The sequence below is a fragment of the Amycolatopsis sp. NPDC024027 genome (assembly GCF_040638975.1).
GTDB lineage: Bacteria > Actinomycetota > Actinomycetes > Mycobacteriales > Pseudonocardiaceae > Amycolatopsis.
On the sequence record NZ_JBEZYY010000018.1, the window covers coordinates 66,693 to 89,915 of the forward strand.

A 23,223-nucleotide genomic window follows, 5' to 3' on the forward strand; every position below is an offset into this window, starting at 1 on the left:
CACTGCGTTCAGGCGCCGACGTACTCGGCCAGGTGCTTGCCCGTCAGCGTCTTCTTCCGCGCCTTCACCAGCTGCGCGGGGGTGCCCTCGAACACGATCCGCCCGCCGTCGTGACCCGCGCCCGGGCCGAGGTCGATGATCCAGTCCGCGTGGGCCATCACCGCCTGGTGGTGCTCGATGACGATCACCGACTTGCCCGCGTCCACCAGCCTGTCCAGCAGGCCCAGCAGCTGCTCGACGTCCGCCAGGTGCAGGCCCGCCGTCGGCTCGTCGAGGACGTACACCCCGCCCTGCTCCGCCATGTGCGTGGCCAGCTTGATCCGCTGCCGCTCGCCGCCGGACAGCGTCGTCAACGGCTGGCCCAGCGTCAGGTAGCCGAGGCCGACGTCGGACAGGTGCGTGAGGATCTTGTGCGCCGCAGGCAGTGCGGCGTCACCGGAAGCGAAGAACTCGAGCGCCTCGGCCACCGGCATCCCGAGCACCTCGCTGATGTCGCGGCCGCCGAAGGTGTACTCCAGCACCTCGGCGTTGAACCGCTTGCCCTCGCACACCTCGCACGGCGTCGCGGTGCCCGCCATGATCCCCAGGTCCGTGTAGACCACGCCGGCGCCGTTGCAGTTCGGGCACGCGCCTTCGGAGTTGGCGCTGAACAGCGCCGGCTTCACGCCGTTGGCCTTGGCGAACGCCTTGCGGATCGGCTCCAGCAGGCCCGTGTACGTCGCCGGGTTGCTGCGGCGCGAGCCGCGGATGCCGGTCTGGTCGACCGTCACCACGCCCTCGCCGCCGGACACCGAACCGTGGATCAGCGAGCTCTTGCCCGAGCCCGCCACCCCGGTCACGACCACCAGCACGCCGAGCGGGATGTCGACGTCGACGTCCTGCAGGTTGTGCGTGGCCGCCCCGCGCACCTCCAGCACCCCCGACGGCGAGCGCACCGACGGCTTCAGCGACGCCCGGTCGTCGAGGTGCCGCCCGGTCAGCGTGCCACTGGCCCGCAGACCGTCCACAGTGCCCTCGAAGACGATTTCGCCGCCTTCGGTGCCGGCGCGCGGCCCGAGGTCGACGACGTGGTCGGCGATGGCGATCGCCTCCGGCTTGTGCTCGACGACCAGCACCGTGTTGCCCTTGTCGCGCAGCTGCAGCAGCAGGTCGTTCATGCGCCGGATGTCGTGCGGGTGCAGGCCGATCGTCGGCTCGTCGAAGACGTAGGTGACGTCGGTCAGCGACGACCCGAGGTGGCGGATCATCTTGGTGCGCTGGGCTTCCCCGCCCGAAAGGCTTCCGGATGGCCGGTCGAGCGAGAGGTAGCCGAGGCCGATTTCGACGAACGAGTCGAGGGTGTGCTTGAGCGCGTCCAGCAGTGGCGCGACCGACGGCTCGGACAGCTTCGCCACCCAGGCGGCGAGGTCGCTGATCTGCATCGCGCACGCGTCGGCGATGCTGATCCCGCCGATCTTCGATGACCGCGCCTCCGCCGAGAGCCGCGTGCCCTCGCAGTCCGGGCAGGTCTGGAACGTCACCGCGCGCTCGACGAACGCGCGGATGTGCGGCTGCATCGAGTCGACGTCCTTGGACAGGAAGGACTTCTGGATCGCCGGCACCAGCCCCGAGTAGGTCAGGTTGATGCCCTCGACCTTGATCTTCGTCGGCTCCTTGTACACCAGGTCGGCGAACTGCTTCTTGGTGTACTTCTTGATCGGCTTGTCCGGGTCGAAGAAGCCGGAGCCGCGGAAGATGCGGCCGTACCAGCCTTCCATGCTGTAGCCCGGGATGGTGATCGCGCCTTCGTTGAGCGACTTGTTCTCGTCGAACAGCGCGGTCAGGTCGATGTCGTTGACCTTGCCGCGGCCCTCGCAGCGCGGGCACATGCCGCCGGTGATGCTGAAGCTGCGGCGCTCCTTGATCTGCCGGCCGCCCTTTTCGATGGTGACCGCGCCCGCGCCGCTGATCGAGGCGACGTTGAACGAAAACGCCTGCGGCGAACCAATGTGCGGGGTCCCGAGCCGGCTGAAGAGGATGCGCAGCATCGCGTTGGCGTCGGTCGCGGTGCCGACCGTGGAGTGCGGGTTGGCGCCCATCCGCTCCTGGTCGACGATGATCGCGGTGGTGATCCCGTCGAGGACGTCGACGTCGGGCCGGGCCAGCGTCGGCATGAACCCCTGCACGAAGGTGCTGTAGGTCTCGTTGATCAGCCGCTGCGATTCGGCGGCGATCGTGCTGAAGACCAGCGAGCTCTTGCCGGATCCGGAGACCCCGGTGAACACCGTCAGCCGCCGCTTGGGCAGTTCGACGCTGACGTCCCGGAGGTTGTTCACGCGCGCGCCGTGGACGCGGATCAGGTCGTGGCTGTCGGCCACGTGCGGCTTGCTCATCGGGCTGCTCCAGTTTTTTGTCCGGGCCGGGCTTTTCGATTCCTGACCGCCTCGACGGCCTGCCGGTAATCGTGCGGTGAAAGGCCGTAGGCGTCCCGGAAACGGCGGACGAATACCACGACCGGCAGGTCCACTGTGCTCGCGAGCATTTCGACGTCCAGCGGCAACGGGTATTCGCGCTCGATCCGGTCACGGACGCGGCGCAGGAGCACCAATTCGCGGAAATGGTTGTGCGCGGCGATCTTCAGGCTGAGGCACATATCGGGTTTCCTTCCGGTGTGCGCCGCCCGAGTACCGCCCGGGCCGCGATGGGGAGCAGCAGGAGGGTCAGCAGGCCGGACAGCACGAGGCCGCCGGTGCTGCCGGCCAGTTCGATCAGGGGGCCGCCCAGGGCCAGCCCGAGCGGGGCGGCCACCGTGGAGCCGGTCGTCCAGAGCGTGACGACCTGCTGCTGCTCCCCGGGGGCGAGCCCGGACTGCAGGAAGCTGTACGCGACCGGGGTGAACGGCGCGTAGACCAGGCCGCCCAGGCCGAAGACGAGCAGCGCCACGGTGAGGTCGCCGGTGACGGCGAGCGCGATCGGGCACAGCGCCCACAGGCCGATGATCGCGACGAGCAGCGGCCGCTGGGGGAGGTTCCGCAGCCGGCCGACGAGCGCGGCGCCGAGGAACGCGCCGACCCCCAGCGCACTCCACAGCACCCCCAGACCGGACGCGCCGGCGTGCAGCGTCCCGCTCACGTACAGCGGGAGCGCCACTTCGACCGGCATGTACAGGAAGTTGAAGAAGAACTCGACGACCAGCAGCCGCGCGGCGACCGGGCGGCGGCGCAGGATCCGCCAGCCCGATTCGTGGGTGCCCTCGTCGCGCAGTGCGTCCCGGTCTCCGGCTCCGCGGGGCACGCACGCGAGCGTGGCGGCCAGCAGGACCAGCGCTCCGCCCGCGTCGACGAAGAGCGCGAAGCCCGCACCGGCGGTCGCCACGAGGACCCCGCCGAGCACCGGACCGGCGATGTAGAGCGCGAACGTCGTGTTCAGGCCCAGCAGGCCGTTGACCGAGAACCGCCCGGCCTCGCCCGCGGCCGACGTCGCCAGGAGGCGGCGGCTGCTCGAGCCGGCCAGCCGGAACGTCGCGCCGAAGAGGAGGCCGGCGACCAGCAGCGGCAGCGTGAGCAGGCCGGTGACCGCCAGGACGCCGAGGACGGCGAAGGTCAGCGACCGCAGCACGCAGTCGGCGACGAGCAGCGCGCGCGGCGGCACCCGCACCCGGCCGAGGCCGATGGCCAGGGCCAGCACGGTGGAGAGGACGAACGGGGCGGCCTCCACGAGCCCGATGGCGATCGCCTTCGGCACGTCGCCGTGGAGGGAGAACGTCTGCACCGGCATGGCCACCAGCAGCATGCCGGTGCCCACGTTGGCCAGGAGGTCCCCCAGCAGGAGCCCGGCGATCCGCCGGTCGCGCAGCACCTCGCGGTAGCCGTGCGCCTCGGGGGCGATCGTGGTCAGCGCAGTTCCTGGATGCGCAGGAGGTTGCCGGCCGGGTCGCGGAACGAGCAGTCGCGGATGCCGTAGGGCTGCTCGACCGGCTCCTGGACGACTTCGGCGTTGCCCGCCTCGAGCTTGGCGAAGAGGGCGTCGAGGTCGTCGGTGGCCAGGTTGGCCGAGGCGTAGGTGCCCTTGGCCATCATCTCGGCGATCATGCGGCGCTCGTCGTCGGTCAGGCCCGGCGTCGCGGCCACCGGCGACAGCACGATCGCGGTGTCCGGCTGGTTCGGCGGTCCGACGGTGATCCACTGCATGTCGCCGTACTTGACGTTCTGCCGGACCTCGAAGCCGAGCAGGTCGCGGTAGAACGCGAGCGAGGCTTCCGGGTCCGTGTGCGGGAGGAAGCTCGAGTGAATGGTGACGTCCATGCCGGTCACCCTAGGTGGCCGCCGAAGGCCGCGCTTCTCGATTCCTGATCGGTCTGGTGACCTGCTTGGCGACGCACGGCGGCATCCCGACGGTGGCCTCGGCCTGCTGCTCGCGGTAGACGCTCGGGGGCATGCCGACCAGCTCGGCGAACCGCGTGCTGAAGGTGCCCAGCGACGAGAAGCCGACGGTGAAGCAGACCTCGGTGACACTCAGTTCGCCGGTGCGCAGCAGGGCCATCGCCCGTTCGATCCGCCGCGTCATGAGGTACGAATACGGTGACTCTCCGTAGGCCCGCCGGAACTGCCGGCTGAGGTGCCCGGCCGACATGTTCACGCCATGGGCCAGCGCCTCGACGTCGAGGGGCTGGGCGTACTCCCGGTCGATCCGGTCCCGGACGCGGCGCAGCAGCGCGAGGTCACGCAGGTACTGCGCCGTGGCGGAACTGGTCACGGATGAATCGTGCCACAGCGGACGCCGGCCGCGGAGACTTTCGTGTCGTCCCTCCAAGCACGCGTGTCGTCCCTCCAGTCACGCGTGTCGTCCGTTCCCGCACGGCGTCCCCCGTGCTTGAAGGGGCATCACTCGTGATTGGAGGGGCATCACGTGTGATTGGAGGGGCATCACTCGTGATTGGAGGGTCGACACGGGGTCAGCGGAGGGCGTCGCGGAGCGTCTCCCGGAGCCACTGCTGGGCCGGGTCGGCGTCGAGGCGGGCGTGCCAGGACAGGCGCACCTCGATTTCGGGGAGGTCCGCCGGGACCGGGAACCAGCGGAGGCCGAGCGCGGCGCCGTACTGCTCGGCGAGGCGCTGCGGCAGCAACCCCACGTACGGGCTCGAAGCGACCACGAGCGCGGCGACGGCGGCGGTGGGCACGACGGCGGCGACGTGGCGGTGCAGGCCCGCCGCGCCGAGCACGTCGTCCAGCGGCCCGCGGGACAGGCCGCGGCGGGAGGCCGAGACGTGCGGGTGCCGGCACAGCTGCGCCAGCGTCGGACGGCGGTGCCGGCCCAGCGGGCTGTCCGCGCGCACCGCGGCCACCAGGCGTTCGCGGTACAGCACGGCGGTCCGGATGTCGGGGGCCGGCTGCCCGCCCACGCCGATGTCCAGGTCGATCGAGCCGTCGCGCAGGGCGTCGGTGCTTTCGCTGCCTTCGGCCACGAACCGCAGGGTGACGCCGGGAGCGGCCGCCGCCGTGGCCTCGGCCGCCGCGGTCGCGAGGGTCGCGGCCACGCCGTCGTTGATGCGGATCGAAAAGGTCCGCTCGAGGCCGGCGAGCGAGAAGTCGGTACTGACCAGTGACGCCGCTGCCTCCAGCAGCGACCGCACCCGCGGGGCCGTGCGCAGCGCGAACGGCGTCGGGGCCAGCCCCCGCCCGGCGCGCACCAGGATCGGGTCGCCCATCGCCCGCCGCAGCCGGCCCAGCGCCCGGCTGGTCGCCGGGATGGACAGGTGCAGGCGCTCGGCCGCGGCCGTGACGCTGCCGTCCCGCAGGAGCGCGTCGAACACGCGCAGGAGGTTCAGGTCGAGCTGCTCGGGCACAGTTGCAGCATACGCAAACGTCTGTTGACAAAGTTGCGTCGCGCGCAGGGGTCTGTCGTTCCTACCGTCAGGCTCATGTCCACTCAGCTTCCGATCCGCGAACCGAGCCGCGAACCGAGCCGGGAACCGAGCCGCGAACCGGCGTCCGGCCGGGCGTCGCAGCGCGGCCTGCTCACCCTCATGTGCGCCGCGGTGGCGCTCGTCGTCGGGATGGTCGCGGCGATCAACCTCGCCGTCCCGCTGTTCGCCGCGAGCGCGCTGCACCCGTCCGCGCCGGCTTTGGTCTGGATCGTCGACACCTACGTGATCGTGTTCGCCTGCCTGGTGATCCCCGCCGGGGCCGCGGGCGACCGGTTCGGCCGCAAGGGCGTGCTGCTGACCGGCCTCGGGCTGTTCGCCGCGGGCACGCTGCTGTCGGCGGCGGCACCGGATGTCGCCGTCCTGCTCGCCGGCCGGGCGCTCACCGGGATCGGTGCGGCCGCGGTGCTGCCCAACTCGCTCGCCGTCCTGCTGCACGCCGTGCCCGCCGAGCGCAAACCGGCCACGATCGCCACCTGGGCGTCGATGACCGGCATCGGCGGGGTGGCCGGCAACGTCGGCGGCGGCCTGGTCCTGACGGCCGGCTCGTGGCGCTGGCTGTTCGCCGCCGCCGCGGCCCTCTCGCTGGGCCTCGCCGCCCTGGTCGCCCGGTGCACGCCGGTGTCGTCACGCCACGACCGCCCGCTCGGCCCCCTGGCCGCGGTGCTGCTGACCGGGGCGTCGGTCGCGCTGCTGCTCGGGATCGTCCAGGGCCCGGAGGCGGGCTGGGACAGCGCGGTCGTCGTCACCGGGTTCGCCGGCGCCGCCGTGCTGTTCGCGGCGTGGGTGGTCACCGAGCTGCGGTCCGCGCACCCGCTGCTCGACCCCCGGCTGTTCCGGATCGCGGGCCTGCGCAGCGCCTGCCTCGGGCTGACCGCGATCTTCTTCGGCATGTTCGCGCTGTTCTACGTCAACGCCTCGTTCCTCCAGTACGCCAAGGGGTTCGGTGTCCTGGCGACCGGGCTCGGGATCGTCCCGCTGACGGTGCCGATCGTCCTCGGCGGACGGCACGTGGCGCGCCTGGCCGGGCGGATCGGCCTCGGCGCCACCGTCGCGGGCGCGTTCGGGTTCGTCGGGGGCGGTCTGCTCGGACTGTCCACGAGCGACGCGGGCACCCCGTACGCCGCCTACGCGGCCTGGCTCGTCGTGACCGGGATCGGGGTGACGCTGGCGTTGCCGACGCTGTCGGGCGTGATCGCGGGTGCCCTGCCGCCTGCCCAGGCGGGGGTCGGCACCGGGCTGCAGGCCACGACCCGGGAGTTCGGCAGCGCGCTCGGCGTCGCCGTGGTCAGCACGGTGTCCACCGCGCGGTTCACCGCCGCCTTGCCGCCGGACCTGCGTGGGGCGCACACCGTGGCCGAGGCCCTGGCCCGGGCTCCCCACACATCCGACGTCGTCACGGCGTTCGTCTCCGGTACCGACGCCGGGCTGCGCGTCGCCGGGGTGGCGGTGCTCGTCCTCGGCGGCCTGGTCGTGGCCGAGTCGTGGTGGTCGCGGCGCGGGAGGTGAAGACCGTCCCGGGGGTTCCCGTGCCCCCGGGACGGCCCTGCACCGGTGCTGCAAGAGGCGTGGCGTCCCTTCCGGCGGCATACCCGTCCACCGGAACGATCTCCACGACTCGTGCGCCCCGGCGGAGTGACCCGCCGTGGCGCTCGACCCCGGGCCCCGCCCGGTGCGCCGGAAGAAGGCCACCCCGGGGGCGTCGGGTTCCCTCGGGATGGCCCTCTCCTGGCCCGCCGGGCGCTCGTTCTTTCCAGAGCCGAGGCGGGCAGGGGGACGTGGGGGGCCGGTCACCACACCACCCAGCCGCGGAGGGGGTGTGGTGACCGGCAAGGGACGGGGGCCGCCGCGCGCAGCCCCGTCCCGGCTTCGTTACCTCCCCATCGGGATGGCCATCGTCGGCAGCGCCCCCGCGGGCAGCGACTGCGCCTGCAGCGCCGTCGTGGGCGGGGACTGCGCGGGGAACGCCGTCGTCGGGATGTCGTTCGCGAACTCGCTCTCGAACTCGCGCTCGAAGGCCTGCGCGTCGAACCCGCTGTCGAACTCCGGCGGCACCTCGGCCGCCAGGGCGGCGAGCGCCGGCTCGACCACCGGGACCTGCGGGACCTCGGCGACGGGCGCGGGCTCCGGCTCGGGCACGTAGTCGGGGGCGGGCAGCCGCCGGTCGAGCTCGGCCATCCAGTCGAGCATCGCCCGCGGCTTGTCCCAGCAGGAGATGCCGACGAGCCTGCCGTCGCGGACGAAGCCGGTGATGCCGTCGGCCAGGGACACGGTGTCCTCGGCCAGCGACGGCATCCCGCACATCTGCAGGCGCGTGTCGTACAGCGTCGACCAGGCCCGGGGGAGCGGGGTGAACGGCACGGCGCTGGACTGGCCCATCAGCAGGTTGTCCGCCGCGTGCCGGGCCGACTCGACGGCGTTGATCCAGTGCTCGACCCGACGCGGGGTCTCGTCGAAACGCAGGTTCGGCCAGCGCGCGATGTCACCGGCGATGACGACGTCGGAGGCGCCCTCGGCGAACAGCTTCGAGTCGCAGAGCACGCCGTCGCTGATGTCGAGGCCGGAGCCGCGCATCCAGTCGACCGACGGGACACTGCCGATGGCGAGCACGACGACGCTGGCGACCAGCAGCTGGTTGTTCGTCAGGTGCAGCCCGACGGTGTCCTTCGTGCTGATCCAGTGCCGGACTTCGCTGCGCATCGCCAGGTTCGCCCGGTGCTCGTGGTGCGCCTCGACGATGCCGCTGGAGACGCGGTCGCCGAAGCGGTGCAGCGGCGCCTTCGCGTGCCCGATCAGGGTCACGTCCCGGCCGATGTGGCGCATGCTCGCGGCGAACTCGTTGCCGATCAGGCCGGCTCCGATCACGACGGCCGGCTTCTTGCTGGCGTTGAGGCAGCGCCGCACCGCCATCGAGTCCTCGACCGTGCGCAGGATCCGCACCCGCGGGTCGTGCCGCGGTGCCCCGGGCAGGTGCCGCGGGTAGACGCCGGTCGCGGCGATCAGGCCGTCGTACCAGAGGGACTCGCCGCCGGGCAGGTGCACGACCCGCTCGGTGGTGTCCAGGTGCGTGACCCGCGCGCCGAGGCGCCAGTGCACGTCGAGGTCCGGCAGGTAGTGCGAAAGGCCCACGTCGCTGGGCCGTTCGGTCCCCATCACCAGCGCCTTGGAGACCATCGGGCGGTGGTAGGGCCGCCGGGCCTCGTCGCCGATCAGGACGATCTCCCCGTCGAACTTCTGTTCCCGCAAGCGTTCCGCGGCGCGCAGCCCGGCGACGCCCGCACCGACGATGACGATCCGGTCGCCGTCAGCCATCGAGGTCCCCTCTCATCACGACCGCCTGCATCGGGCAGCAGCGGGCGGCCATCTTCGCCTGTTCAATGGTGGTTTCGTCGAGCAGTCTCGTGTGGAAGCGCAAGCGGCCGTCCTGGCCGAGGTCGAACACGTCCGGTGCCTCCATGGCACAGATGCCGTAGAGCTCGCACCGGTCGTTGTCGACGCTGATCCGGGGGCCGCCACCGGGTAACCGGAAGGGCATGTCAGGCCACCTGCTCTTCCACGAGACCGATGCGTTCCAGGGTGCGAGCCGGCATGAACCGCAGCATCGACACCGTCACGGCCGGGACGAGCAGCGTGATGCCGGCCAGCCAGGTGACCGAGAGGTGGCCGTTCGCGATGGCGCCGAACCAGGAGTGGATCGCGATGAGCGCGACCGCCGGGTACGCGCAGCGGTGCAGCCACAGCCAGCGCCGGTAGGACGTGAAGCGCTGCAGGCCGGCGGTGAGGAAGATGGCGAACATCACCTCGAAGCCGACGATGCCCGCGATGTGCCGCCCTTCCTGTCCGGAGCCGAACGGGACGAACATGTAGGCGAAGCTGTACGGGGCGACTGTCAGGTAGGTGAAGCCCAGCGCGTGGACCATGCCGAAGATGATCGTCGCGGTGGCCAGCACCATGTGGGTGCTGCGCAGGCCCTTGCGGCCGGTCACCGAGCGGATCCAGCCGGTGGCGGTGAGCACGCCCCAGGTGAGCGTCAGCATCGTCGCCGCGTAGGACGTCCGGGCGGCGAACGCCGCGAGATTGCGAGCCGCCGGGTCGGTCTTCGGCTGGAACTGCTGGGTGAGGAAGATCGTCGCGTCGTGCCACGTCTCAACCATGGCTACCCCCGGTTCTCGCGGTGGCCGGCCGGGACGCCTTGGCGCGGCCACGGTTGCTCTTGACCTGCCGCAGCACGTAGAACAGGCCGCCACCGACCAGCAGGAACAGCGCCCCCACCACGGCGATCTGGGACGTGTCGAGGCCGAGCTGGATCCCGGTGGGCGCCGCGGTCGTGGAGACCGCCGGGGCGGGCAGCGCGGTGTAGTCGACCATCCCGGTGCTTTCGAGCATCGTCATGTGCCGCATCACGGCCTGGTTGCCGACGGTCGCGAAGGCGCGCACGTCGTCGTTGCGGGTGCCCGCCCGCAGCTGCGCCAGGATGGCGAAGACCTGGCCGTGCGCCGCGCGCAGCCGGTTGGCGAAGACGCGGTCGAACTCCGGGCCGGGGGAGGCGGCCATCTCCTCGCCGAGCCAGCCGCGCTGTTCCTCGGACGGCTGGTCGGGGACCGGCGAGTTCAGCTTCTGGGAGAGCGCACGGGTCGCCACGTCGAGGCGGCCGTGGTCCATCATGATCGCGAAGCCGACCTTCTGGACGATCGGGCTGCCCTTTTCCATCGCCATCATGCCCGACGGCATCTCCCACAGGCCGGCTTGCCGGACCTTGGTCAGGAGCACGGCGTCGGTGTCGGAGACCGAGGTGGTCTGGGCGAGCGAGGTCGAGCCCGGCGCGAGCAGCGCCAGCACCGCGACCACCACGAACAGGATCCGGACCAGCGGACGGGAGCGCTCGAGAACCGTGGGGGACTCGAACCCGAACCCGGCGAGCTCAGACGCCGAACGCATTTTGCCTCCACTCGTCCTGGGTCAACGTGATCTTCTTGCCGTCCGGCGCGATCGGGTACCAGGCCTGGTCGAGGCCCTGGCCGGAGGTGTCGGCCGGTTCGCTGTCGCCGGTGTAGTGGTAGAGCGGCCAGCCGGCGAGGGTGAGCTGCTCGCTGCCGTCGTCGCGGGTGATCTGCCCGATCAGCGACTGGTCGACGTCGATCGCCGGCAGGTTGCCGCCGGCCTTGACCGGGATCCACTTGGTCGCGCACGCGCCGGTGCAGTTGGACCGCGGGGGTTTGGGGGTGTCCCGGTCGTACCGGTAGATCGTGTACCCGGTCCCGTCGACGAGCAGGAGGCCGAGGTCGAACGTCTTCGCTCCCCTGAGCTGGCTCTTCGCCGGGTTGTTCGGGTCGGCGGTGATGGACTGCGGCATCGGCAGGACGACCTGTCCCTGCTGCATGCCGGGCATCTGCATCCCGGCGGCGCCGCCGGCGGCGTAACCGCCGCCCGAGGTGGTGGCGGCGCCGGCGGTACAGGCGGTGAGCAGGGCGAGTGCGGTGAGGCACACGGCGGCGGGGACCACCGGGCGGGGAATGCGAATCACTGCTCCTCCGTGGGCATGACTACGCGCTGTTGCCGGTAGTGCAACGGAAAAGGGCGCGAAAGATCCACAGTGGACATTCGGTCCGGAGTGGATGCGGAGCGTTGCGGGGGACAACGCCTGGTCGGGGTCTTCGGTAGGGGATACGGACACGGTCCGGAAACGGTTCAAAAAAGTTTTGCTCCCGGTTTGCGGGCCGGAAGTACTGGACGTAGCCCGTCCGGCCCACCAGGATGTCCCGCGTGGGACGGCACACCCGAGCGCTGAGATCCATCGGAGATCAGGATGCCGTCGTCGAGCCCGGCGACGGCCACGACGATCTGGCGAAGGCGCTTTACCAGGAGTTCGGCGGGTCCCTGATGGCGTTCGCGCTGCGGCTGACCGGCCACGACCGGCAGTGGGCCGAAGACGTCGTGCAGGAGACCTTGATCAAGGCGTGGCGGAACGCCGACAAGCTCGACCGCCAGCCGGAGATGCTGCGTGCCTGGTTGTTCACGGTGGCCCGGCGTACCGTCATCGACGGCTGGCGCAGCCGCAGCGTCCGGCCCCAGGAGCTCGAGGAGATCGAATCCGACGCGATCGCGGTGTCCGACGAATCGGACCGGACGCTCGCCGCGATGATCGTTTACGAGGCGCTGCAGGGCCTTTCGCCCGAGCAGCGGGAGGCCATCCAGCAGACCTACCTGCGCGATCGGACCGTGAACGAGGTCGCGGCGACCCTCGGCGTGCCACCGGGCACCGTCAAATCCCGCATCCACCACGCCGTCCGCGCACTGCGCCGGGCCTTGCGCGAGCGGGGGTGAACTGAGCGTGGCCGGATCCGCACACACCGACGTCGCCGCCTACGTGCTCGGCGTCCTCAGCGAAGCCGAGAACACCCAGTTCGAAGCCCACCTGATGAACTGCCCGCACTGCCAGCTCGACCTGATCGAGCTCTACCAGCTGCCGGACGTCCTCGACCTGGTCAAGCGCAGCTGGCCGGAGCCCCCGATGCCCGCGCCCAGCCCGCGGACCCTCTCGCCGGGCCCCCGGGTGCTGCGCGGCCTCATGGAAGAGGCGGCCGTCAAGCGCCGCCGCCGTCGCCGGGTCGGCATCCTCGCCGGGGCCGCGGCCGCGGCCGCCGTGATCGCCGGCCCGCTGGTGACCCTCGCGGTCCGGCCGGCCGACGCCGTTCCGCCCGCTTCGCTCGCCGCTCCGGGCAACAAGCAGCCGCCGCCGGCCACGAGCGTCCCGGCGACGTCCACCCCGCCGCCGGCGGGCGCTCAGGGCCAGCCCGGCGGTGGCCAGACCTACGGCCGCGGCAGCGGCGGGTCCGCCGTCAGCGCCCTGGTCACCGTTTCGCCGGTCGAGTGGGGCAGCCGCGTCGAGCTCGAGCTGCGCGGGATCGTCGGGCCGGTGAAGTGCCAGCTGGTCGCCGTCCCCGCCACCGGTGCCGAGCGCGTCGTCTCCAGCTGGTCGGTGCCGCCCAAGGGGTTCGGCATCCCCGGCTCGCCCGAACCGTTGCGGTTGCAGGGTTCGGTCTCCTTGGCGATGGACCAGATCAGCCGGTTCGAGGTCCGCGGCGAAGACGGCACCATCCTCGTCGTCGTCCAGCGCTGAATCTCTTTCTTTTCGGTGAACCGCTGTGACCTGGGTGAATGTCGTCCGGTTGCGTTCTCGTAGATAACGAACAGATAACGGGCCGGTCGCTTTTGAACCTCGGGCCGCTGGGGTCCGTATCCCCCAATGCATCCCCCGATGCATCCCGACAGCCGGAACCGCAAGCATCCCCCGACGGGTTCCGTGAGATCTCAAGCTCAATCAACGGTAGTTCTTGCCCGGGCTGCCGCGCTGTTCGGCGCGCCCGGAATAACGAACGAGGTGAACTAGTCTATGGCCCGGAATTCTCGGCCCCCCGTGACAGGCAAACACCGCGTTGCCCGCCGAACCAAGATCGCGATGGGTGCGATCGGCCTGGCGATCGCCGTCGGCGGACTCGCCGTCGCGGTCACCGCGGGCCGCACGGGCGAAGCCAGCGCGGACCCCGCGGATCCGTCTTTCTTCATCGACATCAACAAGGTCGCCGCCGGCACCAACGTCAACGCGGCTTTGCAGAAGAAGGGCGCCCAGGGTTCCTTCACCGTCGACTGTGGAACGAACGCGGACGGATCGCACCACAACCCGGACAACTTCATCGCGCAGCCCGGGATCAAGAACGGCGCCCAGCACCTGCACGACTACGTCGGCAACGTGACGACCGACGCCGACTCGAGCCTCAAGAGCCTGCTCGCCGGCGACACCACCTGCAAGAACGGTGACCAGTCGGCCTACTTCTGGCCTGTGATCCGCGTCGACCGCGAAGACAACGCGGCCAACCAGAGCGAGAACCAGAAGGCCAAGCAGCAGCAACAGGGCAAGACCGGCGACGTCCAGCAGGACAAGAGCGCCCAGGACGCCAAGGACGCGCAGGACCAGAACCAGCGCGCCCGCAAGGGTCAGGGTGGCGGCCGGGCCGGGCTGAGTGCCCAGCAGCAGGGCGACCAGAACGACGGTCAGCAGCAGGGCCAGCGTCGTCAGCAGAACAACCAGCAGCAGGACCAGAACAACCAGCAGGACCAGAACAAGCAGGGCCAGAACCAGCAGCAGGACCAGAACAAGAACCAGCAGCAGAACAAGAACCAGCAGAACCAGAACGGCGCCCAGGACAAGAACCAGCAGAACAAGGATCAGAACAAGGACCAGGCCGCGCAGGAAGAGCTCGGCGGTCCGCAGGGCGAGAACGAAGAGGTCGGCGACAACGACGGCGAGATCATCGAGCCGGAGTCCGCGACGCTGAAGTTCATCGGTGGCGGCGCGCAGAACGTCGTCGCGATGCCGCTCGGTCTGAAGATCCTCTACGGTGACGCCAAGCAGAGCACCAACGGCCCGAAGAACGCCCGGCCCAGCTGGACCTGCACCGGGTTCGAGGACCGGCTGACCGACAAGTACCCGATCTGCCCGCAGGGCAGCAAGGTCGAGCGGATCCACGCCTTCCCGAACTGCTGGGACGGCAAGAACACCGATAGTGCGGACCACCGCAGCCACATCGTGTTCGCCGACCAGCAGGGCAAGTGCCCGCAGGGGTTCAAGAACGTGCCCCAGCTGCAGGTCACCCTGGTGTACGACGTTCCGCAGGACGTCCAGCAGAACAAGCAGTACAAAGTGGACGCGTTCGCCCAGGAAGCGCACAACCCGAAGTCCGACCACGACGACTTCGCGAACGTGATGAGCAACCAGATCATGGGCCGCCTGGTCAACTGCGTCAACTCCGGCAAGGCCTGCGCGGAATAACCGCGCCCGGCCTACCTGTATCGCGGGAAGGAGAACTTCCGATGAACCGTGCTCGCCCGGCTGTCGCCGCACCGATCACCGTTGCCGGACTCGCGCTGGTCGCGGCCTGCGGGACCAACCCGTACGCCACGTCCGGTGCCGTCCAGCCGGTGGTGCTCGGGGCGCAGCAGCAGCCGGCGAGCGCGGTTCCGGCCGGCTCCGCGGCCCAGCTGATTTCCTCCACTGTGGACGGACTGGGCCCGGTACTGGCCGACGCGGAAGGGCACACGCTCTACCGCTACGCGAAGGACACGGCCAAGCCGTCGAAGGCCACCTGCGCCGGCCCGTGCGCGATGACGTGGCCGCCGCTGGTCTCCGACGTCCCGGTGCTCGCCGCCGGGGTGGACAGCGCGCTGGTCGGCCTGGTCACCCGGCCCGACGGCCGCAAGCAGGTGACGGTCGCCGGCTGGCCGGTCTACCGGTACGCGAAGGACACCGGGCCGGGCATCGCGCTCGGCCGGGCGGCCGGCGCGGACTGGGCGGCGATGGCGCCGACGGGGGAGAAGGCGGGCACCGAGCCGCCGACCCTCGGCACCACGGAGATCGACGGCCTCGGGCCCGTCCTCACGGACACCGGCGGCCGCACGCTCTACCTCTTCACCAAGGACGGCAAGGACTCCGGAAAGTCCACTTGCGACGCGGCCTGCGCGCGGAAGTGGCCACCGCTGGAGGCCGACGGCCGCACCACCGTCGCCGACGGCATCGACGCCGGACTGGTCGGCCGCATCCGCCGCCCGGACGGCACGAGCCAGGTGACGGTCGGCGGCTGGCCGGTGTACCGGTACGCATCCGACGACGAGCCGGGAGTGGCAACCGGCCACGGCGCGGGCGGCACCTGGTACGCACTGGAACCCAACGGCTGCAAGGCGGACCCGGCTCGCCGGCCGGCGGTCCAGCAGGCACTGGCGACCTCCCCCGGCGGGTACTGACCCGCCCCACGATCCCCGGCCCGGCGGACACTTCCCTCCACCTCACCCCCCTGTCCGCCGGGCCGGTTGCACCACCCCGAAAACCGCGGGCCCCCTCCCGCACCCCAACCGCGGGATCCCTCCCGCACGCAATCGCGGGACTCCCTCCCGCACCAACCCGCGGGACTCCCTCCCGCACCCGATCCCCGGCCCGGTGGACGCTTCCCTCCACCTCACCCCCCCCAGTCCACCGGGCCGGTTGTTTCACCGCAGGAAATCGCGGGACTTCGGTTCCGCACCCGATCCCCGGTCCGGTGGACGCTTCCCTCCACCTCACCCCCCTTGTCCGCCGGGCCGGGATTCTTCACCCCACCGATCCGGCCCAGCCGGATCAGCGAAGGAGGAGAAAGCGGGAGTCACTCCCGCCCGCGAGTTCCGGCCCGGTGGACGCTTCCCTCCACCTCACCCCCCCGTCCACCGCGCCGGAACCCTTCCCCATCCCCGACCCGACCCCCAGGTACGCACCCCGACCCTCCAGACCCGCGGACCGACCCTTCCGGTACGCGCCCCGACCCTCCAGTCACGCGAGATGCCCCTCTAATCACGCGAGATGCCCCTTCAATCACGCGAGATGCCCCTCCAGCCACGCGAAACCCCGCCCACCCCACGAGATCCGCTCCGAATCACGCGAGATCCGTCCCCCATCACGCGACTTCCGCGGCCGAGCACACGCCTTCCGCCCCGAATGGCGAAGCAGCCGCGAAGCCCCGGCCGGTGGCCGCCCCTCGGTCACCGGGCCGGCCCGGCTTCGGGGTCCACGAAACTCCGGCTCCGGGGGGTGCTTCCCTCCACCTCACCCCCCTCATCCCCCGGACCGGTGAACGCTGCGGTCCCCGTGCTCCGGCACGGGGACCGCGGCCCAGAAGTCCAGCGGCACCCGGCCCGTTCCCCGGCCCTCGGCGTCGAGCAACCGGCCCATCAGCTTGACGCTCCGCAGCGTCACCGCCCGGCCGGTGATCTCCAGCCACGGCAGCTTCGCCGCCAGCTGCGCCTCCACGGAAAGCACGTCGTGCGACGAAGGCAGCCACAGCACCAGCATCAGGTTCGCCGCCCCGGTCAACGCCGCGCACATGCGGACCTCCGGGACCATCGCCAGCGACCGGGCCGTCGTCTCCAGCTTGTCCGGCGGCACCCGCAGCCACAGCGTCACCGTGACCGGCGCCGGTGACACCGACCGCGCGATTTCGCAGCGGATGCGGATCGCGCCGCGGCCGAGCAGCCCGTCCAGCCGGCGGCGCACCGTCGTCGCCCCGACGCCGAGCGAGCCCGCCAGCGCCGCCGCCGAGGCCCGGGCGTCCGTGCCCAGCGCCAGGATCAGCGCCCGGTCCGCCGCGTCGAACCGCAGCGGTGCGCGTTGGCGAGCCGGCTTCGCCGACAAAGCCTCGCGCTGGCCCGGCGAGATCGCCCGCACCCGCCACCGGCTGCCCTCGGTGAACACCCGCGGGGACAGCGTCGTCCGCACCCGCGCCACGCCGGGGATCACCGCCACCCGGCTCGCCACGTGCGCGCCCAGCTCCCGCAGGGACGGCGCGACGACGTGGGCGAGCAGATCGCCCGGCCCGGCCACGTGTTCGACCGTGGCTACGTGCACGTCCGCGGCCAGCGCGGCAGCGACCGGAATCACCGCCCCGGGCTCGCAGTCGATCGTGACGAAGGCCAGCGCCAGCCGCTCGATCAGCTCGCCGCCGGCGTAGGCGGTGAGCCAGGCGTCGCCGCGCTCCACGAGGGTGTCCCAGCGGCGGGACACGGTCACCGCGCCCAACCCGAGCGCGTCCCCGAGCGTCGACCACGACGCCCGCGGCGCCGCCTGGAGGGCGTCGGCCAGTTTGAGGTCCTGCTCGGCCAGCATGGCGGATTCTTCGCTCATCAGCCCTCGAAACGGTGGTTTCGGCGATTTTCCCCGGCTATTGTGCTCGACACTCGCATGATCGGCGAATGACCCTGCGCTCCGACGCCGCCGCCATGCTCGCCGACCTGCAGACCCTGCGCCGAGACCTGCACCGCATCCCCGAGATCGGTCTGCACCTCCCGCGCACCCAGGAACGGGTCCTCGCCGCCCTCGACGGCCTGCCCCTCGAAATCACCCTCGGCAAGAACCTGTCGTCGATCACCGCGGTCCTCCGAGGCACCAAACCCGGCGGCACCGTGCTTCTGCGCGGCGACATGGACGCGCTCCCGGTCACCGAGGCCGGCGGCGAGGAGTTCACCTCGACCCTCGACGGCGCCATGCACGCCTGCGGCCACGACCTCCACACCGCGGGCCTGGTCGGCGCGGCCCGCCTGCTCGCCGCCCGCCGGCAAGACCTCCCCGGTGACGTCGTCTTCATGTTCCAGCCCGGCGAAGAGGGCTGGGACGGCGCCGGCCACATGATCGACGAAGGCGTGCTGACGGCGTCCGGCAGGCACGTCGACGCCGCCTACGGCCTGCACGTTTCGGCCGCGAGCTACGCGAAAGGCCAGTTCACCGCCCGGCCGGGGACGCTGATGGCGGCCTCGGGCGCCCTCGAGGTCCGGGTGAAGGGCGACGGCGGCCACGGCTCGTCCCCGCACGACGCCCGCGACCCGATCCCGGCGGCCTGCGAGATGGTGACCGCCCTGCAGACGATGGTCACGCGCACCTTCGACGTCTTCGACCCGGTCGTGATCACCGTCGGCTCGTTCCACGCCGGGACCCGGCGCAACATCATCCCGGACGACGCGGTGTTCGAGGCGACGCTGCGATCGTTCTCGCCGGAAGTCGCGGCCCGGGTGGGCGAGCGCGCGGAGCAGGTCTGCCGCGGCATCGCCCAGGCGCACGGCCTCGACATCGAAGTCACCTACGCACCGGAGTACCCCGCGACGGTCAACGACGCCGACGCCTACGACTTCGTGGCCGGCACGATCCGTGACGTCTTCGGCGAGGAGCGCTTCACCGAGATGGCCGATCCGATCACCGGTTCGGAGGACTTCTCCCGGGTCCTGGAACGGGTTCCCGGCGCGTACCTCTTCCTCGGCGCGTGCCCGGGCGACCCGGCGAGCGCGCCGGACAACCACTCCCCGCGGGCCCGCTTCGACGACAGCGTGCTCGGCGACGGCGCCGCGCTGCTGGCCGAACTCGCCGTCCGCCGGCTCGCGCTCCTGGCCCGGTGACTCGCCGCGCTGGTGGTGCTGATCATCGCCGTGCCGACGCACTTCGCGGGCGGGATCCCCGCGGTGTTCCGCCAGATCGAGCAGCTGCACCCGGAAAAGCTGATCGTCCACAGTGGAGCTGACGACCACGTCTGGTACGAGCTGTGCCTGCTGCTGCCGATGGTGATCGGGTTCGCGGCGATCCTCGTGGTACCGAAGGGGAGTGAGTGGTACCGAAGGGGAGTGACCCGAACGGAGTATCTGATCGGCATCTCGTCGCTGGTGGCCCGCAACATCGTCCGCGTCCGCAGTGGCCGCCGGCAGTTCTGGATCAACCACGGCACGGTTGTGGTCGCGAGTACTCTTGCCCTCGTGCTCGGGATCTTCCGGCCGGACCTGCCGGCCCACCTGCTGGGGTTCCTGCGGCGCGTGCCGGTCGGCAAGGTCCCGGTGCTGGCCGGGCTGGTCGCCGGCGAGCTCGTGGTCCGCTGGCTGACCTTTGTGGACACTCATCTCGTCGGCACGGTCAACGTCGGCTTGGTCGGGCTCGGCGCGAACGTCGTCGTGCTCGCGCCGGCCGCGGTGGTGGCGCCGCGACGGACTTCTCTCGTGGAGGCGGCGTGACGCGCACGGTGTTCACCGGCGGCTCGGTGTTCGACGGCACCGGCGCGGACCCGGCACCGGCCGACGTCGTCGTCGAGCACGGCCGGATCGTCGACGTCGGAACGGACCTGGACGGCGACGAAGGCGTCGACTGCACCGGCACGGTGCTGCTGCCCGGGCTGTTCGACTGCCACGTGCACGTGACGATCTCGGACATCGGGCTGCTGTCCCGGGTGCAGAAGCCGTTCTCCTACCAGTTCTACGAAGCCGCGCGGAACCTGTGGGCGACCCTCGGGCTGGGGATCACGACGGTCCGCGACGCGGCGGGCGCGGACCTCGGCATCAAGCAGGCGGTGGACGACGGGCTGATCCCCGGCCCGCGGCTGCAGATCTCGATCGGCCTGATCAGCCCGACCGGCGGCCACGGCGACGCGTGGAACCCCTCGGGGCTGTGCGTCCCGCTGATGGTCCCGCACCCGGGCCGGCCGGAGACCACGGTCGACGGTCCCGACGAGATGCGCCGGGTGGCCCGGACGCTGCTGCGCGCGGGCGCCGACGTGCTCAAGGTGTGCACCACCGGCGGCGTGCTCTCCCCGCGCGACGACCCGCGGCATTCGCAGTTCACGCCGGAGGAGCTGGACGTCCTGGTGACGGAGGCGGCGATGCAGGGCCGCCCGGTGATGGCGCACGCCCAGGGCGCGGCGGGCATCAAGAACGCGGTCCGCGCGGGCGCGCGGTCGATCGAGCACGGCATCTACCTCGACGACGAAGCGATCGAGCTGATGCTCGGCCACGGAACCTGGCTGGTGCCGACGCTGATCGCCCCGGTCAACGTGGTCCGCGCGGCCGACGCGGGCGTCGACCTCCCGGCGGCGGTGGTGGCGAAGGCGCGTGAAGTGGTGGAGGCGCACCGGGACTCGGTCCGCCGCGCGTACGCGGCGGGCGTCCGGATCGCGATGGGCACGGACAGCGGCGTCGGACCGCACGGCACGAACCTCGAGGAGCTGGCCCTGATGGCGGCGTGCGGGATGACCCCGGCCGACGTCCTGGAGGCGACGACCTCATCGTCGGCCCGGTTGATGGGCCTGGACGGCGAGCTGGGCCGGCTGGCACCGGGGCTGCGGGCAGACGTCGTGGTGGTGGCCGGGAACCCGTACGACTTCCCGGCGCTGGCGTCGAACATCCGGGAGGTCTGGAAGGACGGCATCCGGGTGGTCTGACCCCGTGTCGTCCTCCCGAACACGCGTGTCGTCCATTCAGGCACGCGTGTCGTCCGCCCAGGCACCCGTGCCGTCCGTCAGAGCTCCGGGCTCAGCAGGTCCTTCAGCGCCGCGGCGAACTTCGCCGGGTTCCGCTGCGGAGCCAGGTGTGACCCCGGCAGCTCCGTGAACGGCAAGCCCAGCTCCAAAGCCAGGATCTTCGCCGGCTGGTAGTGGTAGCGGCCCCGGCTGCCTTCGCCGGCCACCGGGAAGATCTCCGTTCCCGCCTTCCGCAACGCCCGCAGATCCGGCAGGTAGTCGAAGAACTCCGTCAGCTCGCGGTCGAACAACCGGATCCACTCGGCTTCGTGGGGGAGGCGCAGGTTCGGCAGGTTCGGCAGGGCCGCGCCCGCGATCGCGTCCGCGAAGCGCGTCACCGCGGCCATCAGCTCACCCGAACGGGCCAGCCGGACCTGTTCCGCCGCGGCTTCGAGCCAGCCGCCCGCGTCCGGCATCAGGTGGACCGCCGGGGGTTCGTGCGCGACCAGCGTCGTCACGCGGTCCGGGTGGCGGGCGACGAGGTCGAGGCCGATCAGGGCGCCCGCGCTGGAGCCGAACACCCGGGCCGGGCCGTCGGCCGCGTGGTCCAGGACGGCCAGTGCGTCGTCCGCCTGCAGGGAAACCGGGACGGGGCCCGTCGTCGTGTCCGTGCTGCCGAAGTGGCCGCGACGGTCGTAGGTGATCACGGTGTACGCCGCGTACAGCTGCTTCGCCAGCGCGCGGTAGGCCTCGCCCGATCCGGTGCCGCCCGCGATCAGCAGCAGTGCCGGGCCCTCGCCGCCGCGGCGGACGAGGAGCTCACCGTCCTCCACCGGGCAACGGCTTTCCGAGATCATGCATCGAAGTGAAGCACAAGGGCCGCAAGCTAATGTGCTCGGTATGACGGAACGGCGAGCGATCCTCAGCGGGTCTGCCTTCGAGGAACAGATCGGTTACGCCCGCGCCGTGGTGCACGGCGACCGCGTGTACGTCTCGGGCACGACCGGCTTCGACTACGCGGCCATGACCATCTCCGACGACGTCGTCGAGCAGGCGGCCCAGTGCCTGCGGAACATCGAAGCGGCGCTGGCCGAGGCGGGCTGCACGGTCGCGGACGTGGTCCGCGTCCGGTACCTGCTGCCTTCGCGCGCGGACTTCGAGCCGTGCTGGCCGGTGCTGCGCAAGGCGTTCGCGGACGTCCGTCCGGCCGCGACGATGCTGGAGTGCGGCCTGGCGGACCCGCGCATGAAGATCGAGATCGAGGTGGACGCCCACCTGCCGGGCTAGAGCCGTTCGATGATCGACGCGGTGGCCAGCGCGCCGCCCGCGCACATCGTCACCAGTGCCGTCGACGCGTCGCGGCGCTCCAGCTCGTGCAACGCCGTCGTCAGCAGCCGGGCTCCCGTGCTGCCCACCGGGTGGCCGAGGGCGATGGCGCCGCCGTTGACGTTCACCCGGGACGGATCCGGCGAAACCACCTGCTGCCAGGACAACGCGACCGAAGCGAACGCCTCGTTCACCTCGAACAGGTCCACGTCACCCACCGTCATGCCGGCGCGGGACAACACCCGTTCCGTCGCGCGGATCGGGCCGTCCAGGTGGTAGTACGGCTCGGCGCCGACCAGCGCCTGGGCGACGATCCGGGCCCGCGGGCGCAGACCCAGCGCCGCAGCGCGGTCGGCGTCCAGCAAGAGCAGGGCGGCCGCGCCGTCGGAAATTTGGGAGGACGTGCCCGCCGTGTGGATGCCGTCCTCGACCACCGGCTTGAGCCGGGCGAGGCCTTCCACCGTCGTCTCGCGCAGGCCCTGGTCGCGGGCGACCAAGCGCGTTTCCCCGGTCAGCGCCCCGTCGGCGGAGAGGACCGGGGCCTTCACCGGCACCACCTCGCGGTCGAAGTGGCCCGCCTCCCAGGCGGCCGCCGCCTTGTGCTGGGACGCCGCGCCGAACGCGTCGACGTCCTCGCGCGTCAGCCCGCGGCGGACCGCGATCCGCTCCGCCGCGCCGTACTGGTCGGGCAGGTCGATCGACCACGACGACGGCCGCGGTGAAGCGCCGGCCCGGTTCGTGCCCAGCGGCACCCGGCTCATCGCCTCGACCCCGCACGCGACACCGGCCTCGATGGCACCCGCCGCGATCAGGCCGGCGACGAGGTGGGTGGCCTGCTGCGCCGAGCCGCACTGGGCGTCGATCGTCGTCGCGCCCGCCGTCTCGGGCAGGCCCGCGTGCAGCCACGCCGTGCGCGTCACGTTGTTCGACTGCTCGCCGGCCTGCGTGACGCAGCCGCCGATGAGCTGTTCGACGAGGGCCGGGTCGATCCCGGCGCGGTCCAGCAGGGCGAGCTGCGCGGCCCCCAGCAGCTCGGCCGCGTGCAGGCCGGCCAGCAGCCCGCCCCGCTTGCCGATCGGGGTTCGCACGGCTTCGACGATGACCGGCACGCCCATGTCGTCCCTTTCGTCGGGAAACACTGTTCACTGCCCCCAAAACTAGAACGAGTTATCGTTTTGTGCAAGTCTGCGCAGGCTTGACCCCTTCTTG

Annotated in this window: 23 protein-coding genes; 9 read left to right on the top strand and 14 right to left on the bottom strand. The window is 71.5% G+C overall.

Going from position 1 to position 23,223, the window contains the following annotated elements:
• Positions 1–8: 8 nt before the first annotated feature.
• The 6 genes from AB0F52_RS35370 to AB0F52_RS35395 form a co-directional block, all read right to left on the bottom strand.
• On the bottom strand, positions 9–2,372 hold the full coding sequence (locus AB0F52_RS35370) for an excinuclease ABC subunit UvrA (RefSeq protein ID WP_360180435.1): 2,364 nt from the start codon (positions 2,370–2,372) through the stop codon (positions 9–11).
• Entirely contained in the window at positions 2,369–2,632 is a 264-nt protein-coding gene (locus tag AB0F52_RS35375) for an AraC family transcriptional regulator (protein ID WP_360180437.1), read from the bottom strand. The genes AB0F52_RS35370 and AB0F52_RS35375 overlap by 4 nt, the downstream gene beginning before the upstream one ends.
• Complete coding sequence (locus AB0F52_RS35380) at positions 2,617–3,837, bottom strand: MFS transporter (protein WP_360180439.1); 1,221 nt, start codon at positions 3,835–3,837, stop codon at positions 2,617–2,619. Before AB0F52_RS35380 ends, AB0F52_RS35375 begins: the two co-directional genes overlap by 16 nt.
• 35 nt (positions 3,838–3,872) lie before the next feature.
• Positions 3,873–4,283, bottom strand: a complete 411-nt coding sequence (locus AB0F52_RS35385) for a VOC family protein (protein WP_360180441.1) — start codon at positions 4,281–4,283, stop codon at positions 3,873–3,875.
• A 10-nt stretch (positions 4,284–4,293) separates the two neighbouring features.
• Positions 4,294–4,734 (bottom strand): helix-turn-helix transcriptional regulator, encoded by a 441-nt coding sequence (locus AB0F52_RS35390; RefSeq protein ID WP_103342944.1) that lies wholly within the window; start codon positions 4,732–4,734, stop codon positions 4,294–4,296.
• 199 nt (positions 4,735–4,933) lie between these two features.
• Positions 4,934–5,824, bottom strand: a complete 891-nt coding sequence (locus AB0F52_RS35395; RefSeq protein ID WP_360180443.1) for a LysR family transcriptional regulator — start codon at positions 5,822–5,824, stop codon at positions 4,934–4,936.
• 180 nt (positions 5,825–6,004) lie between these two features.
• Between AB0F52_RS35395 and AB0F52_RS35400 the strand changes: the two genes are divergently transcribed.
• A complete protein-coding gene (locus AB0F52_RS35400) occupies positions 6,005–7,411 on the top strand; it encodes an MFS transporter (RefSeq protein WP_360180704.1) in 1,407 nt (468 codons plus the stop codon).
• 363 nt (positions 7,412–7,774) lie between these two features.
• Here AB0F52_RS35400 and AB0F52_RS35405 read toward each other — a convergent pair whose 3' ends face one another.
• Genes AB0F52_RS35405 through AB0F52_RS35425 form a run of 5 tightly spaced genes read right to left on the bottom strand, consistent with a single transcriptional unit; the run spans position 7,775 to position 11,426 of the window.
• Positions 7,775–9,214, bottom strand: coding sequence for an FAD/NAD(P)-binding oxidoreductase (locus tag AB0F52_RS35405; RefSeq protein ID WP_360180445.1), 1,440 nt, complete (start codon positions 9,212–9,214; stop codon positions 7,775–7,777).
• Positions 9,207–9,437, bottom strand: coding sequence for a ferredoxin (locus AB0F52_RS35410; protein WP_013224408.1), 231 nt, complete (start codon positions 9,435–9,437; stop codon positions 9,207–9,209). Before AB0F52_RS35410 ends, AB0F52_RS35405 begins: the two co-directional genes overlap by 8 nt.
• 1 nt (position 9,438) lies before the next feature.
• The gene (locus AB0F52_RS35415; protein WP_360180447.1) at positions 9,439–10,056 is read right to left on the bottom strand and encodes a ferric reductase-like transmembrane domain-containing protein; all 618 of its coding nucleotides are present in this window, start codon (positions 10,054–10,056) and stop codon (positions 9,439–9,441) included.
• The gene (locus AB0F52_RS35420; protein WP_360180449.1) at positions 10,049–10,840 is read right to left on the bottom strand and encodes a DUF4142 domain-containing protein; all 792 of its coding nucleotides are present in this window, start codon (positions 10,838–10,840) and stop codon (positions 10,049–10,051) included. Before AB0F52_RS35420 ends, AB0F52_RS35415 begins: the two co-directional genes overlap by 8 nt.
• Complete coding sequence (locus AB0F52_RS35425; protein WP_360180451.1) at positions 10,824–11,426, bottom strand: hypothetical protein; 603 nt, start codon at positions 11,424–11,426, stop codon at positions 10,824–10,826. The genes AB0F52_RS35420 and AB0F52_RS35425 overlap by 17 nt, the downstream gene beginning before the upstream one ends.
• A gap of 239 nt (positions 11,427–11,665) precedes the next feature.
• On the opposite strand from AB0F52_RS35425, the gene AB0F52_RS35430 reads away from it, so the two are divergent.
• The 4 genes from AB0F52_RS35430 (at position 11,666) to AB0F52_RS35445 (ending at position 15,700) form a co-directional block, all read left to right on the top strand.
• Positions 11,666–12,226 carry a sigma-70 family RNA polymerase sigma factor gene (locus AB0F52_RS35430; RefSeq protein WP_013224412.1) on the top strand — a complete coding sequence of 187 codons (561 nt, stop codon included), beginning with the start codon at positions 11,666–11,668 and terminating at the stop codon, positions 12,224–12,226.
• A 7-nt stretch (positions 12,227–12,233) separates the two neighbouring features.
• The gene (locus AB0F52_RS35435) at positions 12,234–13,022 is read left to right on the top strand and encodes a zf-HC2 domain-containing protein (protein ID WP_360180453.1); all 789 of its coding nucleotides are present in this window, start codon (positions 12,234–12,236) and stop codon (positions 13,020–13,022) included.
• A 273-nt stretch (positions 13,023–13,295) separates the two neighbouring features.
• Positions 13,296–14,732, top strand: a complete 1,437-nt coding sequence (locus AB0F52_RS35440) for a DUF1996 domain-containing protein (protein WP_360180455.1) — start codon at positions 13,296–13,298, stop codon at positions 14,730–14,732.
• A gap of 41 nt (positions 14,733–14,773) precedes the next feature.
• Entirely contained in the window at positions 14,774–15,700 is a 927-nt protein-coding gene (locus AB0F52_RS35445; RefSeq protein ID WP_360180457.1) for an SCO0930 family lipoprotein, read from the top strand.
• Between the two features lie 841 nt (positions 15,701–16,541).
• On the opposite strand, the gene AB0F52_RS35450 is transcribed toward AB0F52_RS35445, so the two are convergent.
• Positions 16,542–17,606 carry an Lrp/AsnC ligand binding domain-containing protein gene (locus AB0F52_RS35450; RefSeq protein WP_360180459.1) on the bottom strand — a complete coding sequence of 355 codons (1,065 nt, stop codon included), beginning with the start codon at positions 17,604–17,606 and terminating at the stop codon, positions 16,542–16,544.
• A gap of 68 nt (positions 17,607–17,674) precedes the next feature.
• Here AB0F52_RS35450 and AB0F52_RS35455 point away from each other — a divergent pair, with 68 nt between their 5' ends.
• The 3 genes from AB0F52_RS35455 to AB0F52_RS35465 are packed head-to-tail and all read left to right on the top strand — an operon-like array spanning position 17,675 to position 20,670.
• Positions 17,675–18,868: a M20 family metallopeptidase gene (locus tag AB0F52_RS35455; protein WP_360180461.1), complete on the top strand. Its 1,194-nt coding sequence runs from the start codon at positions 17,675–17,677 to the stop codon at positions 18,866–18,868.
• A 12-nt stretch (positions 18,869–18,880) separates the two neighbouring features.
• Entirely contained in the window at positions 18,881–19,471 is a 591-nt protein-coding gene (locus AB0F52_RS35460; protein ID WP_360180463.1) for a hypothetical protein, read from the top strand.
• The gene (locus AB0F52_RS35465; RefSeq protein WP_360180465.1) at positions 19,468–20,670 is read left to right on the top strand and encodes an amidohydrolase family protein; all 1,203 of its coding nucleotides are present in this window, start codon (positions 19,468–19,470) and stop codon (positions 20,668–20,670) included. The genes AB0F52_RS35460 and AB0F52_RS35465 overlap by 4 nt, the downstream gene beginning before the upstream one ends.
• Before the next feature lie 77 nt (positions 20,671–20,747).
• Here the strand turns inward: AB0F52_RS35465 and AB0F52_RS35470 are convergent, their stop codons facing one another.
• On the bottom strand, positions 20,748–21,545 hold the full coding sequence (locus tag AB0F52_RS35470; RefSeq protein ID WP_360180467.1) for an alpha/beta hydrolase: 798 nt from the start codon (positions 21,543–21,545) through the stop codon (positions 20,748–20,750).
• 43 nt (positions 21,546–21,588) lie between these two features.
• On the opposite strand from AB0F52_RS35470, the gene AB0F52_RS35475 reads away from it, so the two are divergent.
• The gene (locus AB0F52_RS35475; protein ID WP_360180469.1) at positions 21,589–21,975 is read left to right on the top strand and encodes a RidA family protein; all 387 of its coding nucleotides are present in this window, start codon (positions 21,589–21,591) and stop codon (positions 21,973–21,975) included.
• On the opposite strand, the gene AB0F52_RS35480 is transcribed toward AB0F52_RS35475, so the two are convergent.
• Positions 21,972–23,129 (bottom strand): steroid 3-ketoacyl-CoA thiolase, encoded by a 1,158-nt coding sequence (locus tag AB0F52_RS35480; protein WP_360180471.1) that lies wholly within the window; start codon positions 23,127–23,129, stop codon positions 21,972–21,974. The two genes, AB0F52_RS35475 and AB0F52_RS35480, sit on opposite strands and share 4 nt — an antisense overlap.
• Between the last annotated feature and the right edge of the window lie 94 nt (positions 23,130–23,223).